At 52.5% G+C, this 15,774-nt stretch carries 9 protein-coding genes; 8 read left to right on the top strand and 1 reads right to left on the bottom strand.

Annotation, left to right across the window (positions count from 1 at the left end; all coding sequences use genetic code 11):
• Positions 1-70: 70 nt before the first annotated feature.
• Positions 71-1,510, bottom strand: a complete 1,440-nt coding sequence (locus G006_RS0101525; protein WP_020481393.1) for an arylsulfotransferase family protein — start codon at positions 1,508-1,510, stop codon at positions 71-73.
• A gap of 142 nt (positions 1,511-1,652) precedes the next feature.
• Here G006_RS0101525 and G006_RS28570 point away from each other — a divergent pair, with 142 nt between their 5' ends.
• The 8 genes from G006_RS28570 (at position 1,653) to G006_RS0101480 (ending at position 15,774) form a co-directional block, all read left to right on the top strand.
• A complete protein-coding gene (locus G006_RS28570; RefSeq protein ID WP_020481392.1) occupies positions 1,653-1,796 on the top strand; it encodes a hypothetical protein in 144 nt (47 codons plus the stop codon).
• A gap of 446 nt (positions 1,797-2,242) precedes the next feature.
• Complete coding sequence (locus tag G006_RS26800; protein ID WP_020481391.1) at positions 2,243-5,257, top strand: TonB-dependent receptor domain-containing protein; 3,015 nt, start codon at positions 2,243-2,245, stop codon at positions 5,255-5,257.
• A gap of 330 nt (positions 5,258-5,587) precedes the next feature.
• Positions 5,588-8,347 (top strand): TonB-dependent receptor, encoded by a 2,760-nt coding sequence (locus G006_RS0101510; RefSeq protein WP_231499583.1) that lies wholly within the window; start codon positions 5,588-5,590, stop codon positions 8,345-8,347.
• A gap of 74 nt (positions 8,348-8,421) precedes the next feature.
• Positions 8,422-9,381, top strand: coding sequence for an SMP-30/gluconolactonase/LRE family protein (locus G006_RS0101505; protein WP_020481389.1), 960 nt, complete (start codon positions 8,422-8,424; stop codon positions 9,379-9,381).
• Positions 9,382-10,038: 657 nt separating this feature from the next.
• Entirely contained in the window at positions 10,039-10,503 is a 465-nt protein-coding gene (locus G006_RS0101500; RefSeq protein ID WP_020481388.1) for a rhodanese-like domain-containing protein, read from the top strand.
• Positions 10,504-10,565: 62 nt separating this feature from the next.
• A protein-coding gene (locus tag G006_RS0101490; RefSeq protein ID WP_235048809.1) for an IS3 family transposase occupies positions 10,566-11,749 on the top strand; the annotation gives its coding sequence in 2 pieces (ribosomal slippage) (positions 10,566-10,830 and positions 10,830-11,749; 1,185 coding nt in all).
• A gap of 121 nt (positions 11,750-11,870) precedes the next feature.
• Entirely contained in the window at positions 11,871-14,207 is a 2,337-nt protein-coding gene (locus tag G006_RS0101485) for a DUF1549 and DUF1553 domain-containing protein (RefSeq protein WP_020481385.1), read from the top strand.
• A 103-nt stretch (positions 14,208-14,310) separates the two neighbouring features.
• A complete protein-coding gene (locus G006_RS0101480) occupies positions 14,311-15,774 on the top strand; it encodes a DUF1501 domain-containing protein (protein ID WP_020481384.1) in 1,464 nt (487 codons plus the stop codon).

Raw genomic sequence — 15,774 nt, 5'->3', positions numbered from 1 at the left:
CTTCCAGATACCCCGAAACCCACGGCTGTTAAATTGAATGCAGCGTGCTGCGTTTTTTGCCCAATCTGCTTCAGGGCTTATTGCCCGCCATTGGCAGTCGAAATTTGGTTAAATCGGGAGGGGCGACCGGATTTTCACTATGCGGTGTGCCCGCGGATACCCAATCGTAAGGTACCGGTTGGCCGCGATATACCGCGTTATTGGCCGTGGCTCGGCCGGTCACAGCGTCCTTACCAGTACGAAAATACGGGTTGATGTATTCCCAGACTATGTCGCCGTCGCTTGTTACCTGGAATAATCGGCCGCTCTGGCCTTCGTCTATAAAGGTATTGCCGTTAGGCAGGCGGCGGGCGGCGCTGATGTGTGTGCTACGAAACGACCAACTGGGGCCGCCGGAGCTCTCGCCTGTGTATTGCCAGACAATTTCTTTCTTGATCGGATCGATTTCCAACACCCGCGAACCGCCGGTGCGCGGCACCGGAGCCGGCGGATAACCGGCGATGCCTTGATTGTCGAATACCAGTAAATTACCCGCTCCGGGCAAGCCTTCCGGGATGATATGCGCATCGTGTTGGGCACTGATTTGATCGACCGGGCGCGGTACTTTGCGGGCCAGTTGTTCTTCAATGGACGCGGCTGGGTAGTGCGGTCCCAGGTTCCAGACCACTTTGCCGGTCTTGCGGTCGATGATGATAATGAAATTGGCGTTGCGCGCATCGATCAACAGATTATCGGGATGAAAACGCTGGTCGCCGGCCGCATACCAGCGGTTCGGGCCGACTACTTTTAGATTGTTCACATGCAGGTAGTCGGCAATCTCGGCATTGCGGACCAATTTAAGTTCGGCCGGCGTAAAGCCAAATTCCTGCAAATGCTCCGAGGCAATCCATTTCCAGACCACTTCGCCTGCCGGATTGACTTCATAAATCACATCGTCCAACACTTGCGGCTGCTTAAAGCCTTTCACCGGATGCACGAGGTTAGCCAATACCACGGTATTGCCGTTGGGTAATCTGGCCCAGTCATGATGTTGTTGCGCGGCGCCGCCAGGCGCTTTGTCGCCGAAGCTCCAGACGGTTTTGCCGTCCCAGTCCAGCTCGGCGATGGTTTTGGTGATCTTCTTACTGACTTGGCCGGGCACCAAGTCGGTACCTTTGCCTTCGGTGGTTTCCTGCGTGACAAATACATGTCCCAGTTTACCGCCGTTCACGGCGGGATTGATAAGAGTGCTGTGGCTGGCGGCATCCGGCCATTCGTGAACGGAATTGCCGTTTAAATCGATCAGATGCGCGATATTGTCGCCGCCGCTGAACAATACAAACGAGTTATACGCTTTGCCCGGGTCGTAGCGTGTGGTGCCGGTAGGGAATACGCTCGGTCCTGATAAGGCCGAGACGCTCAGCGCGGTTCCCAGCACAATTAACGCCGCTTGCTGCCAGGCTTGGGATTTACGCGATGGTCGGTTTGGTTTGCGGCCGCGTGCGGTTACGGATGGTTTTATTTGGGTCATTGCTTATTCCTTTATGAACGGGCTGATGGCTGTGCTGGTGCTCGAGGATGGCTGTAAGCAATGATCAAGCCAACAATTTTAATTTAATCCATTTGCCTGCCGAAAACCTCCACCTAATAAACTAAAACCCGATAAAGGCCTCGTGAATCAAGGCCTTGCCATCAATGCACCGTTGCTGCCGGGAAATGTTTTCAAGCAAGCCGTGCTGCAAATTGATCTGGAATATATCGGCTTCTGGCTGAGCTTGTTGAATGGCGGGCAGGCTGCCAGCAAATTGTATTTCTAATTCAACAGATGCCGATCAGGTGCTCAGCAAGGCTGATTCAGGCTAACAACAAAGGCTATTCATTCTGTCAGCAGCTGCTGTTTGAGTTTCAGCAGTTTTACGTAAAAACGCTGAGTGACTTTTTGTTTGTTCTCGCTGATTAATAACTTGTAGAAAATTTAAAAAATAAATAAAAACATGTAGTTGTGAATTATTTTGCGAATGTAATTCGCCTGTTAGCGCTATTTACTTACTGCTGGCATGCCTATTGCAAAATTGATATTAGAGCCGGTTTTATTTTGTTGCCGGCAGAGTTTTGATGTTGGTTCATATCGATTTTTTTTAACATTCGTTTAGGTGGAATAGTGAGCGATAAATTAGCAAGTGCTTTTTCAGTAAGCGCTACTCGACAGGATGGAGTTCCTCAAGCAATCAGTGCGCGCCGTAGGTTATCGACTTGCGTGGCAATGGCTATCGCCGGGGTGTCCCTGGTATCGGCATTTGACGTGGAAGCCGCGCCGAAAAAAAACAGCAAAAGCAAAAGCGTAAATAGCAAAGCGGTTAGCGATTTGGAAGCGGAAAATCAGGCTTTGCGTCAGCAGCTTGCCGCCGCCAAACAACGTGAATTGGAATTTATCAAGCAAGGTGCAATAGGTTCTGCGCCAGCCGGAGCCGCTGTAACCTCTACAGAAACCACTGCCGCGCAGAATGAAGCGCCGGCTGAGGCTTTAGCCAAGAACGACGAAGACCAAAAAGAGGATTTGGGTGAAGTGGTTGTGAAGGCCAAACCCAAATTGGCGAAATTACACGAAGTCGCGCAATCGGTATCGGTGGTATCCGGTACCGAACTTAACCGGGAGCTGTCCAGAGACTTGGGCGACATCACCCGCCGCGCTTCCAACGTACAATTCAACCAGAACAACACGCGTGGTGCCTCGCTATCGGTGCGCGGTTTGGGTAAACGAAGTTTCACCGAAACCCAGGACCCCAGCGTCGGTGTGACAGTGGACGGCGTACCGTACGCCTTAACGCAGCTGGCTAACTTCAGTTTTTACGACGTGGAAGCGGTGGAAGTAACGCGCGGGCCGCGCGGTACCGAAGGCGGTCTAGCGGCAAGCTCGGGTAAGGTTAATGTCACCTCTAAACTACCGACCTTCGCACCCACGGCAGAATTGTCCGCTGCCTATGGGCAACGGGAGTCGCTGATATTGCAAGGTGCCTTGGGTGGGACGATAATCGATAATTTTCTGGCCTGGCGCGGTTCGTTTATCGTCGACAAGGCCCGCGGCTTTTACGAAAACGAATACGACAGAAATTACACGCTATACAACCGCGATCGCTTGAGTGGTCGCGCCCAGTTGCTATTTACCCCAACGTCCAATCTGACGGCCAGATTCATCGCCGACTTTGAGCCGAAACAGCCGCAGCTGCAAAACGGTTTGACCTTCTACCACGATCAGCCTTTCAGATTTACCGACGGTAGCCTCACCGACCGAAACGGCACGTCCGCTTATTCCAAACTCAATGGCTATTTCAGTCACAGCAATCAATTTGCGCTGACCGATACCACCAGTCCGGGGGCGATCAGCGCCGTAGGCTCAAGGGCGGCAGCCGGACAATACTTTGCTAATCGGGGCTTTACCTATAACGACTACATTGGCGGCGAACAACGCGGCACCGTCTGGTTCGACCAAAATAAAGGCCAAACCGTCAACAATCAGGGCGCGGCGGCCTTAATCGACTGGGAAGTCGGCGATCATGTGTTGAGTTCCAGGACCGGGGTGCGCGAGTATCGCTTCGATGCGCACAACGACGAAGGTACGCCGTTTGACATCAGTGTCGATGGCGGCGGCGGGGTTAAATACAATCAATGGACGCAGGAATTTAAAATCGTCAACAAACCGGGCGGCTTTCTGGATTACAAGGCCGGCGTGATCGGTTTATGGACCAAGGATAACGTCGACTCTAAAGCCGGGTGGGGCGCCGACGCCGGCGCCTGGTTTGCCACCAATGGCCAATACAATGCCTTATATAGAAACGCCGGCAGCAATCGCGGCGCCGGCGAAGCGATTCTAAAAGACTTGTTGCAGGATGCGCGCACCTTCGAATCTACCGAGATCCGCACCCAATCCGGCGCCTTATACGGCGAATCGGATTTGCACTTTACCGATAAATTCACCCTCACCGCCGGGGTACGCGCCACACATGAAGATCGTAAGTCGCGTAACTTTAAGATTATCGGCCGAAACGGTGTGGGTGGGGCTTTTAATCCTGTAACTGTCCGCGATGTAGCAACTGGCGGCTTTAACTCCGATACCGCCCAGTCTTTTACGGTCGATCAGGATGGCGACGGGGTGATCGACAAAAATCCCGATGGGACCAATAAAACAGTTACTAACACCTTCTACGGCTCTACCGCAAACTACGGTAAGCTCAATGCGGCGCAAACTGCTGTTGTGGCCGGCGACGCTGTAGTGAATAGTGCGGAGCAAACCGCGCTGGCCGACTCCTTGGCGGCGCGGTATTTTGGCGGCTCCAGCTATGCCGCATTGACTGCCGCGCAGAAAACCATGGTCGCCAATGCCAAAACCCTGCGGGCTTCGCAGATTGGTCGCTTGAACCAAACCGTCGAAGACGATTACCAGGACGTGTTGTATACCGCCCAGTTGTCGCCCAGCTATAAAATCAACGACGACCTGACTACTTACCTATCCTGGCAATACGGCGAAAAGTCCGGTTCGGTCGCGCCGGTCAATGGCCGACCGTTTACGGTTAAGCCTGAAGAAACCCATGCATTGGAGCTGGGTTTGAAATCATTCTGGCTGGACAAGTCGATAGTGCTCAATGTCGATGCCTTCGTGATGGATATAAAAAACTACCAGCAGGCCGTGCAGGTGGTGGACGAATTCCAAACCCAAGTGAATATGGAGCCAGGCGGCTCCGGTTTGACGGCCTATACCTCATCGCAGGGTAATGTCGGTCGGGTGCGTGTACATGGTGTGGAACTGGACAGCGTGATCAATACCATTCCCGATTTGTCGATCCGCTTCAACGGTGCCTATAACGTTGCCGAATACCTGGATTACAAAAACGCGCCCAAACCCGATGAGCTGGGATATGTATCGGCGGATTATGTGGATATGACCGGCCAGTATTTGCCAGGCGCTTCCAAGTGGAATTTCAACGTCGGCGCCGAATATACCAAGCCGATTTTCGAGAGCAAATACATCGCTCACACCAGCTTTAATACCAATTACCAAACCGAGTTTAATAACACCGATAACTTATCGGCGTACGGTTGGGTCGGCGATAGAGCGCGAACCGACGCGGCGATCGGTATCGGCACCCGCGATAAGCACTGGGATTTAAGCTTGATCGGTAAAAACATCTTCAACGATAGGGCTCATGAAGTCGGCTGGAACTCGTTCGGGCCGGACCCGTATCCACGCTGGTTCGGTATACAGCTAAGCGGAAAAATTTAGGGTGAAAGACCGATCAAAAAATGCCATTCAGACCAACTCGTAAACTTGGAATAGAACTGTTGACAGGCAGACAGATGGTCAGCAAGGACTGATGACCTTTCAACAGTTTTTCAGCTGGCGGCTTTCTTATGGTGTTAGAGGGATGGATAAATTGGGTTTTAAAGTTAGTTATTAAATTCAATTGTTTAAATCTAATTAATGGATGGCTAGGCGGATGTTTATCATCCTGTGGCACGGTCGTTGCGTTGAGCGTTACAGAAAGTTCGGATTGCGGGCGTCGTCGTGGCGTTGGCTCGAATTGGTTTTTGTAACATTCGAATAGGTGAGATCGTGAAGGAATATTCAATTGGGAGTCTGTCGGCAGACAACATTGAAACGGTGAAAGTGCCGCTGCACATCAGCAATCGGCGCGGTTTGTCGGTGTGCGTGGCAATGGCAATAGCAGGTGGTTCAATGTTACTTGCTAACGATGCGACCGCCCAAACGGCATCGGTAAAAAAGAGCGCGAAAAAAACCGGAAACAAACAAGTTGCCGATACCCAGGTTAGCGATTTACAAGCACAAGTCGAGCGCTTGAGCCGGGAGCTGGAAGCCTCAAAACGGCGTGAGCAGGATCTGCTCAAGAAAGGCGTGGCGGCCGCGCCTGCTGCGGTTGGCAACGCCGACGCAGCTGCGTTAAGCAGCCAGGAGCCTGACAATGTCGTTGCCGCTGCTGAGCCGGAGCCGGAAGAAAAAGCCGACGAGCCGCAAGACCTTTCGGAAGTGGTCGTCACGTCTCGACGTAAGGAAGAAAAGTTACAGGAAGTGCCGATTCCGGTGGCGGTAATCAACCGGGAAACACTGGAGCGGGATAACGTGGTGTCGGTACAAGATTTCTCGCGGCGCGCGCCCAACCTGGGTGTCACGTCGGCTAACGCTCGGCAAACCAGTATTGCTTTGCGGGGTTTGGGTAAAAACAGCGGTAACGAATCCATGGAACCCAGTGTTGGGGTGATGGTGGATAACGTCTGGCGGGCCTGGACCGGGGCGGCCTGGGCCAACTTTGCCGACCTGGATCAGGTGGAAGTGTTACGCGGTCCGCAAGGTACGCTGCAAGGTAAAAACAGCAACCTGGGTTTGCTGAACATTACCACCAAGGCACCGTCGTTTAAAAACAGCTATTACGTGGATGGTTTTGCCGGAAGCCGCGATGCGCTGCAAGGCAAGTTCGGCGCCACAGGCACCATCTTGCCCGGCTTATTAGCCTACCGGGCTTCGGGTTTTATCGATAAGCGCGACGGTTTTGTAAAGAACTTTGATGTGCATCGTAGCGAGGGTGATTTAGGCGAAACCAACGCCCTGGGCGGCCGTTTGCAATTTTTGTTTACGCCGAGCGAAGATTTGAGCGCGCGGCTGATTGTCGATAAAACCGCCTCGACCCAAACCATGAGTGTGCAACCACTCATCGCCGATCCAACGCGATTTGATGATGGTACCCTGCGGACTACGACCTTCAGCACCCGCTTGGCCAGGGATTGGTTTAATACACTGCGCAGCAACGGGCAAGCCGTGACCGTCATCGGCGATCCTAGGGCGATGGCGAATAATGAAAGACGCCAATCGCGCGGCGACGGGTCGGGTGTGTCCGCCGAAATTAACTGGGATGTGGCAGGACATCGCTTTACCTCTATCTCCGCTTATCGGGATGCGTTGTTTGAACCGAATCATGATGGCGAATCAAGCACCGCTGACGTCGAGCGCATCTCCGGTTGGACTGTTAAAAACGAGCAATGGTCGCAGGAACTCAGGTTGGCGTCTAAAGATCCCGGGCCAGTCGATTACCAATTTGGGGTATTTGCGATGCGGGCTATCGCCGATACGTTTAATCAACGCCTTTTCGGCGTTGATGCTGGCGCCTTCCACGCAAGCAACAGCCAATATGCCCTATTGAATGCCACTCCGGCGTCCCGGCAATTATTGGCGGCGTCCATGCGCGATACCATGTTGACGCAAAACGTTGTGCCGGCCACCGATAGCTATGCGGGCTACGGTCAGATCAACTGGCATGTCACCGATGATGCGACCTTGACCTTGGGCTTGCGCAACACCTTTGAGCGTCGGGAGAACACTGGTTACAGCCGGAATTTAGGCGGGGTCAATCTGGATACTTTGGGCGCGTCATTGGGCGCCAACGCGGCGCAAATTGCCGCTGCCAAAGCCATCCGCAGCAATCGTCTGGGGCCGGAATGGGATGCGCCGCGTCAGGGTTTCGATCAGAACTCGCAAAACTGGCTGATTAATCCCAGCTACAAGGTCAATAAAGATCTGATGGTCTACGGTTCGGTGGCCGGTGGCCAAAAATCCGGTGCCGCGCAATTCAACTTTAATACCGGGGCCACGGAAAACGTCAAACCGGAAGACGTGATGGACTACGAATTTGGCTTTAAGAGTACATGGCTGGATCGTAAGCTGGTGTTCAACGTCAACTTATACCAAACCGATATTCAAAGTTTTCAATCGCAGTTGGTTGCGCCCGATCCATTGCGCTCAGGCCAATTTTTGTCTCAGCTGGGCAATATTGGCGGTATCCAATTGCGCGGTATCGAGTTGGAAACCAATTGGGATATTACTCAAGGTTTGAATGTGTTCCTGAATGGTTCGTATAACAAGGCCATTTATACCGACTTTGCCAACGCGCCTTGCCCGCCGGAGGCTAATAACACGGGTTATTGCGATCAGACCGGCAAAACCATCCCCAACGCACCGGCCTTTACCGCCAACTACGGAATAGATTACCGGGCACCGCTCACCTTTGGTTACGGTAACGACTACGGTCTACAGTGGCATGCCTATCTGATCGATAGCTTTAAATCGGCGGCTAACTACAACGCCAGTTTGTCGCGTTACGGTAAGCAGGATGCCTATCACGTCACCGACGGCGGGATTGGTGTGGGTACCAAAAATGGTAAGTACAACCTGGATTTGGTCGGTAGAAACATTTTCGACACCATCTACTTTACCAATGCCAGTAACTTTTCCGGCACCGGCGCGGCTAGTGCGTCATTCGGCGATGCGCGTTACTACGGGGTGCACTTTAGAGCCAAATTCTAATTTGAATAGTCGCCGGGCGGTTAGAGCGCCGCTCGGCAACCTGATTGATCGAAACATTTGCAAAGGAAATACTTATGTTATCTAAACACTTATATTTACTTGGTTTTGGGGCGTTGATATACGCGGCGGCCGCTTGCGCTGACGACCCGGTTACGCCGGCTATTCCCGGTGTCTCCGCCGGTGGCGTGGTTGCCGAGCTAATCAAGGATGGCTTTAACGGCACGGAGGGACCCATTGGCTATACCGACGGCAGTTTATTGTTCACCGAAACCCAAGCCAACAAAATCATCCGTATCGGCTTGGACGATAAAGTATCGATGTTTCTTGAAAATTCCAACGGCGCTAACGGTCTGGCTTTGACGCCCGATGGCGAAATCGTCGCGGTACAAACTTTAAAGACCAAAGTCGGCGTGATTTATCCGGCTAACAAGAAAAACACCTTGGCCGAAAACTATCAAGGCACGGCATTTCAGCGTCCGAACGATTTAGTGCGCGCCAGCAATGGCGGCATTTATTTTACCGACAGCGGTACCCGGCCGAGTAAGGAAAATCCTAATCCGCCGCCATCGCATCCCGGCGTGTTTTATATTTCACCGGGCGGCGATCTTAAGCAGTTGGCTACCGATATTGAGCGTCCCAACGGGATTCAATTGAGTAAGGACGAAAAGGTCTTGTACGTTGCTAATACCCAAGGCGAACACATTTTGGCTTACGACATTGCTGCGGACGGCTCGATTCAGAATCGCCGTAATTTTGCCAAGTTGGACGGTTGGAAAAAAGGTGAAGACGGCACTTGGTCCAGTGGTGCCGATGGCATTGCATTGGACGATGAAGGCAGATTGTATGTTGCCTCCAACTCCGGCGTGGAAATCATCAGTGCTAAAGGTGAGATTCTGGGCGTGATTCCGCTACCCAAAAAGCCGCAAAACCTGGCATTCGCCGGTATCGATAAGAAAACGTTATATGTAGTCGGTCGCGGCGCGGCCTATAAAATTCCGTTGCTGACTGCCGGTATTAGCAGTCGGCCGAAATAACATGGTGCTGTTGGTGCATCTGAATTAACCGGACTCTTAAACCATCGTCGCGCTGGCGAATTTAAAGGCTACCGCAATCATTCATCAAGCTCTCGTGGTGATAACCTCTAACGGGCAAGGATTTATCCTTTGCCCGTTTTTTTTGTCCGGTGTTTTTTGCCGAGATCCAAGTTTCGCAGATCGGGAAGTTACAAAGTGCCTGCTCGGCCTATCTGTATGCCTCCTTTCTTCATACCAAAACCACTTTATCAACACCGCCCTCAGTACCGCTCGCCTTTATGCCTTTGAGGGAACTGTCGAATGGCCAAGCACCTCAGGCTTCGACGAACTCAGCCCGAACGGGGCATCAGGGATAAATCGGGCCGGGTTAATCAACGGTTGGTGTGGTGCTAGCCCAGCAACAGCGCATGTTGCGCCCCTGCTGAATTTCCACCAGTTGCTTGGGCTTTACTTGGATATTTATGGATTTATCAAGTGTTATTGAATGGGGTGTGGAATAAATATACCGTTTTAAATCAATGATTAACAAGCTAATTATCGTTTTTGGTGGCAGGTGTTTTTTGAGTGGCATGCTAGTTGCTTTTTACCTAATGAGGAACCTTATTTACGCGCGCTAAACCGTGCAGTTAGCAAAATTAATAACAGGAAGAAATATTGATGAAAAACACGACCACTGCTGCTTTATTAGCTCTGATCTTGGCCGCTCCGGTAGCGTTTGCCGCCGACGCGGATGCAGGCAAAAAAACCGAGGCGCCGGCTGCGCGGCCTTATACCTATAAAACCCCAAAATTGAAGCGCGCTGAAATCGATGCCTTGCTCGCCAAGCCCGAGCAAGTGTTGTTTATCGATGTGCGTCGTCCCGATGAAATCAGCAAGATCGGTACCTTTCCCGTCTATTTGAACGTACAAATTGATGAGCTGGATAAAGTTTTACCGTTTATTCCTAAGGAGCGCTCCATCGTCACCGTCTCCAATCACGCTGGCCGTGCCGGTAAATCCGCCGACTTGTTGGCTGAGAAGGGATTCAAAGTGGTGGGTGCGATAGGTTCGCAAAACTATGAAGAGGAGGGCGGCAAAATTACCAAAATCGTTCCTCCCGCGCCTAAGCCTGAAGAACTGTAGTGGTCTAATAAAAACGGACACCCGAATAGGTTGATAAACTATCAACCTTCAAGGTGAAACGAATGAAACGAGAAAGGCGAAGTTTTGATGCGGCGTTCAAGCTGCAAGTAGTACAAATGATCCATGAACAGGGACTCACGGTTCCTCAGGTTTGTCAGGAGCTGAAGCTGGGCGAGACTGCGGTACGTCGCTGGCTGAAGCAGGTGCAGGCCGAGCAATCCGGTCAACCGGGCATAGGTAAGCCGTTAACCCCTGACCAGCAGCGGATTCGGCAGCTGGAATTAGAAAATCGGCAACTGCGTTCGGATAACGAATTGCTAAAAAAGGTTTCGGCCTTCTTTGCCAAGGAACTGCGATGAAACACCAAGTGATTCACCAGTTAACGGCAGAGAAGGTCGTCACGGTGCAGCAGGGTTGTCAGTTACTGGGCGTCAGTCGGTCGGGATGGTATGCGGCCCAGAGACGAGCACGGCAGCCTCAAGCGCTTTGCGGCACGCGGGTTCGACTGCGCAGTCTGTTCGAAGCCACCGGTCAATGCTATGGCAGTCGTCGTCTGCGCAAGGAACTGGCGGAACAGGGAATCGAGATTGGCCGTCATCGGGTGCGCAGCCTGATGAAGGAACTCCAGATCAAGCCGATCTGGAAACCCAAGTTTGTGCATACCACCGATAGCAACCACAACCTGCCGGTGTACGAGAACGTGTTGGATCGCCAGTTTGAGCAAGCCGAGGCCAACCGAGCTTGGGTCTCGGACATTACTTACATACGGACCCTGAGCGGTTGGCTGTATCTGGCGGTGGTGTTGGATCTTTATTCGCGCAAAATCGTCGGTTGGGCCATGGCACCCAACATGCCGACAGAACTGGTCTGCACCGCCTTGCAAATCGCCATCGCCCAGCGCCGACCGCCGCCGGGCCTGATCGTCCATTCCGACCGGGGTAGTCAGTACGCCAGTCACGAATATCGGGCGTTACTGGCCCATCATGGTTTTCAGGGCAGCATGAGTCGTAAGGGCAACTGCTGGGACAATGCCGTAATGGAGCGATTCTTTCTGAATCTTAAAATGGAGCGCGTCTGGCACCGCCAGTATGCCAACCATACCGAGGCCATCCGAGACGTGACCGACTATATCGTCAATTTCTACAACAGTCGGCGCTTGCATTCGTCATTGGGCTACCTGCCGCCCAACGGCTATGAAATGAAAATGGCAGATCAACAACCTATTTTGGTGTCCGAAAAAAGTTGACCACTACAAACATGCCACAGAGCAAGAGCACAGCAAAGGCCATAAGCACAAAGGTTAATTTCCGAATGAGGCTGGGTGATCCCGGCTTCGTTCCATCAAGCTGACATTTTGGAGGAATTCAATGAAAATCAAACTCTATTGCGCTGTGGTCTGGGGGCTGGCAATTGCGCTCTCAGACGCAGCCCAGGCAGCCGATGAAAAGCCGGCCACCGAAGCGGCTGCGCCAGCCGGACAATCCAAATCCAAGCTCTGGTCGTATCAGCCGGTAAAAGCGCCGGCCGTTCCTGACGTGCAGCAGAAGGATTGGGTGAGAACCCCTATCGATGCTTTTGTGTTGGCGCCTCTGGAAGCCAAAGGCATCAAGCCATCGCAAGATACCGACCGCGCGTCGTTCATTCGCCGGGCCACGCTGGACGTTTGGGGCGTCATTCCAACCCCGGAAGAAGTCGATGCGTTTGTTAATGACAAATCGGCCGATGCTTACGAAAAATTGGCTGACCGTTTGTTGGCTTCGCCGAAATACGGAGAGCGTCAAGGGCGTAAATGGCTGGATTTGGCACGTTACGCCGACAGTACCGGTTTTCAAAACGATAACGACCGCTTGAACATGTGGCGTTACCGCGATTACGTGATTAACTCATTTAATCAGGACAAGCCGTACAGCAAATTTATTCAGGAACAATTAGCCGGCGACGAATTGTGGCCGGGCGACGAACAAGCCTTGGTTGCCACCGGCTTCATGGCGCAATTCCCGGATAACAGCAACTCCCGCGACTTGGTGCAGCGCAAATACCAAATTACCACGGATATTACCGATACCGTGGGCAAGGTGGTGCTGGGTCAAACCGTGGAATGCGCGCGTTGCCATAACCACAAATTCGACAAGATCAGCCAGAAAGATTATTTCTCGCTACAGTCGTTCTTTGCCAACATCGCGCCGGTAGACAATATCCCCGCTAAGAAAGGCGAGGTGGAAAAAGCTTACGAACAGCAGTACGCCAAATGGGAAGAGGCGACTAAAGATATTCGCGCCAAGAAAAAGGCCATTATCGATACACATAGGGAAGAGGCACTTAAATATCATAAGGAACGTTATTTGACTGACTCGCGGGAAGCGATCTTCAAACCCAAAGAGCAATGGACCGCTCGCGACCGTTGGGTAAACCATCGTTTGGCTAATGTGACTGACGAAGGCAGCTTGGAATCGTATTTTCGCGAAAAAGGCGAAAGTACCGATGCTAAAACTCGCGATCCAAAGATTGCCGAGCAATGGGCCGAGTTGGAAAAACTGGATAAAGAACTTAAAAAATTCAGCGATCTGAAACCCACCACATCCTCCAACACCATTTCGGCGATGACCGAACTGGGTCATCCGGATGCGCCGCCTAGCTACGTATTTGCGGTGGGCGATCACGAAAAACCGTTGGAAGAAGTCCAGCCGGCTTTCCCGGAAGCGATTACTGACGAAAAACCTGACATCAAACCGTTACCGTTTTCATCCGGTCGCCGTTCAGCGCTGGCTAAATGGATTACCAGCCCAACCAATCCATTGACTGCTCGGGTATTTACCAATCGGATTTGGGATCAGTATTTCGGTAAAGGCATCGTGACCACCGTCAGCGATTTTGGTAAAGCCGGCCAAAAACCGACGCATCCGGAATTACTGGATTACTTGGCGCATAAATTCGTCAACGACGGTTGGAGCGTGAAGAAACTGCACCGCGAAATTTTGTTGTCCAGCGTTTACCGTCAATCGTCCGCTTACCGCGAAGATGTGGCCCAAGCAGACGGTGAAAACCAGTTGCTGGCAGTGTTTCCGCGCCAACGTCTGGAAGCGGAGCAAGTCAGGGATTCCTTGTTAGCCGCGGCTGGCAAATTGGAAGAGAAAGTGGGCGGCCCTAGTGTTTACCCACCCTTGCCGAAAGCGATTAACACCGCCAGCGGCAACTTCCAAGGCGATCCGGCCTGGAAAACCTCCAAGGATGTGCACGATCAGAACCGCCGCAGTTTATACATCTTTACCCGGCGCAGTATCCCTTATCCGATTCTGGACTCCTTCAACATGGCGTCGCCGCAGGAAGCGCACAGCAAACGCGAGGTAACCACCACGCCGCTGCAAGCCCTGACCTTGTACAACAGCGAATTGATTTTCGATTGGTCTAAATCCTTGGCCGGCCGGGTGATCAACGAGGCGGGTGAAGACGAAGAAGATCGGATCAGCAGACTGTATCAAATCTTGTTTGCGCGGCAACCGAAGGATGATGAAAAAGAGTCGCTGCAGGCCTTCTTGAATGAACAGGAAGCCATCATTCGTGCTAAGGCAGCCGATGGCAAATTTGAAGTGAACGTGCCGGCCGGCGTTAAGGACAAGCCGCTGGGTGACCCTGTTAGAGCTGCTGCATTCGTGGATTTGGTCCATGTCGTAGCCAACTCCAACGAGTTTATCTACCGGTTTTAACGATACATACGACTCGGTTTAAGTGGGTGTCTGCCGAATCGGCAGGCGCCTACCGAACCCGAAACAGTTGCCGATACAAAATAATATTCAAGAGGTTTAGATAATGAACAACAAATCACGTCGCGATTTTTTAGTAAAAACCGGCTATGGCTTGGGCGGCTTGGCTGTCAGCGGTTTTCTGCCGGGCGGTGGCGTCATTGCCAGCGCCTTTGCCGATGACCCCGCCTTGCAAGCCTTGGCGGGTGCCAACCCTTTAGCGCCGAAAGCGCCGCATTTTGCGCCTAAAGCCAAAACCGTCATCTGGCTGCATATGTCCGGTGCGCCCAGCACGTTGGATTTGTACGACTACAAACCGCAATTGGTCAAACAAGCCGGGACCGGTATTCCGGCGTCGTTTTTGCAAGGTATCAAAACCAGTACACAAGGGGGCATCACCAAATTGATCGCCACCAAACGCGATTGGAAACAGCACGGTCAAAGCGGTGCCTGGTTTTCCGACTGGTTGCCCAACCTGGCGGAACATGCCGACGACCTGGCATTTATTAAATCCAGTGTGACCGTGGGTGCGACCCACGATATTTCTATCATGAAGTTGAACACCGGCGGTTTGAACCCCGGCCGGCCAACGCTGGGTGCCTGGGTGCAATATGCCCTGGGCTCGGCGAACCCGAATCTGCCGGCCTACGTGGTGTTATATAACGACAAACGTGAGCCACGCGGCGGTGTGACCAATTGGGAGTCCGGCTTTTTACCCGCGGTTTATCAAGGTACGCCGTTCCGTCCCGGTAATTCGCCGATTCTGCATTTGAACAACCCGGAATATCTAGCTAACGCGGAAAAACGCCATGCGCTGGACCTGTTGAAACAGATTAATCAACAACATGCGTCCAACTATCCCACCGATAGCGAATTGCAAGCCCGCACCGAATCTTACGAGCTGGCTTACCGCATGCAGGAAACCGCACCGGAAGCGGTCGACTTCAGCAAGGAATCCGAAGCGACTAAAGCGCTATACGGCTTGAACGACGAAATCACCCGCCCATACGGCGAGTTGTTGTTGCGTGCCAGACGCTTGACCGAGCGCGGTGTGCGCTTCGTGCAAGTCGTATCCGGCCCGACCGACATCAAAGGCGACAGCCGCGATTGGGACGCGCACCAAAACATCGAAGACAACCACAGTAAACATTCAAAAATTATCGACAAACCGATCGCCGGCTTGTTGAAAGATTTGAAAGCCAAAGGTTTGTTGGATGAAACCTTGGTGGTGTGGACCTCCGAGTTTGGCCGCACGCCATGGAGCGAATCCGGCGACGGTCGAGACCACAACCCTTGGGGCTACACCCAATGGATGGCGGGCGGCGGCGTCAAAGCCGGCTATACCCATGGCGGCACCGACGAGCTGGGCGTACAAGCCATCAAAGGCACCGAAGTGGATACCTACGACTTGCATGCGACGGTGCTGAACCAGTTGGGTCTGGATCACTTGAAACTGATTTACAAGTATCAAGGCCGTTCGGAACGCCCAACCGTGGTGTACGGCAAAGTGATCAAGGAATTGATTGCCTAA

It is taken from the genome of Methylomonas sp. MK1 (assembly GCF_000365425.1).
Classification (GTDB): domain Bacteria; phylum Pseudomonadota; class Gammaproteobacteria; order Methylococcales; family Methylomonadaceae; genus Methylomonas.
Note: the sequence above shows the minus strand (reverse complement) of the source record. Positions and strands in the feature narration are given on the sequence as shown.

What these genes read in the sequence shown, in the direction of transcription:
- G006_RS0101525 (WP_020481393.1), bottom strand. Translation starts at nt 1,510, where the DNA reads ATGACCCAAATAAAACCATCCGTAACCGCACGCGGCCGCAAACCAAAC.
- G006_RS26800 (WP_020481391.1), top strand. Translation starts at nt 2,243, where the DNA reads ATGGCTATCGCCGGGGTGTCCCTGGTATCGGCATTTGACGTGGAAGCC.
- G006_RS0101505 (WP_020481389.1), top strand. Translation starts at nt 8,422, where the DNA reads ATGTTATCTAAACACTTATATTTACTTGGTTTTGGGGCGTTGATATAC.
- G006_RS0101500 (WP_020481388.1), top strand. Translation starts at nt 10,039, where the DNA reads ATGAAAAACACGACCACTGCTGCTTTATTAGCTCTGATCTTGGCCGCT.
- G006_RS0101485 (WP_020481385.1), top strand. Translation starts at nt 11,871, where the DNA reads ATGAAAATCAAACTCTATTGCGCTGTGGTCTGGGGGCTGGCAATTGCG.
- G006_RS0101480 (WP_020481384.1), top strand. Translation starts at nt 14,311, where the DNA reads ATGAACAACAAATCACGTCGCGATTTTTTAGTAAAAACCGGCTATGGC.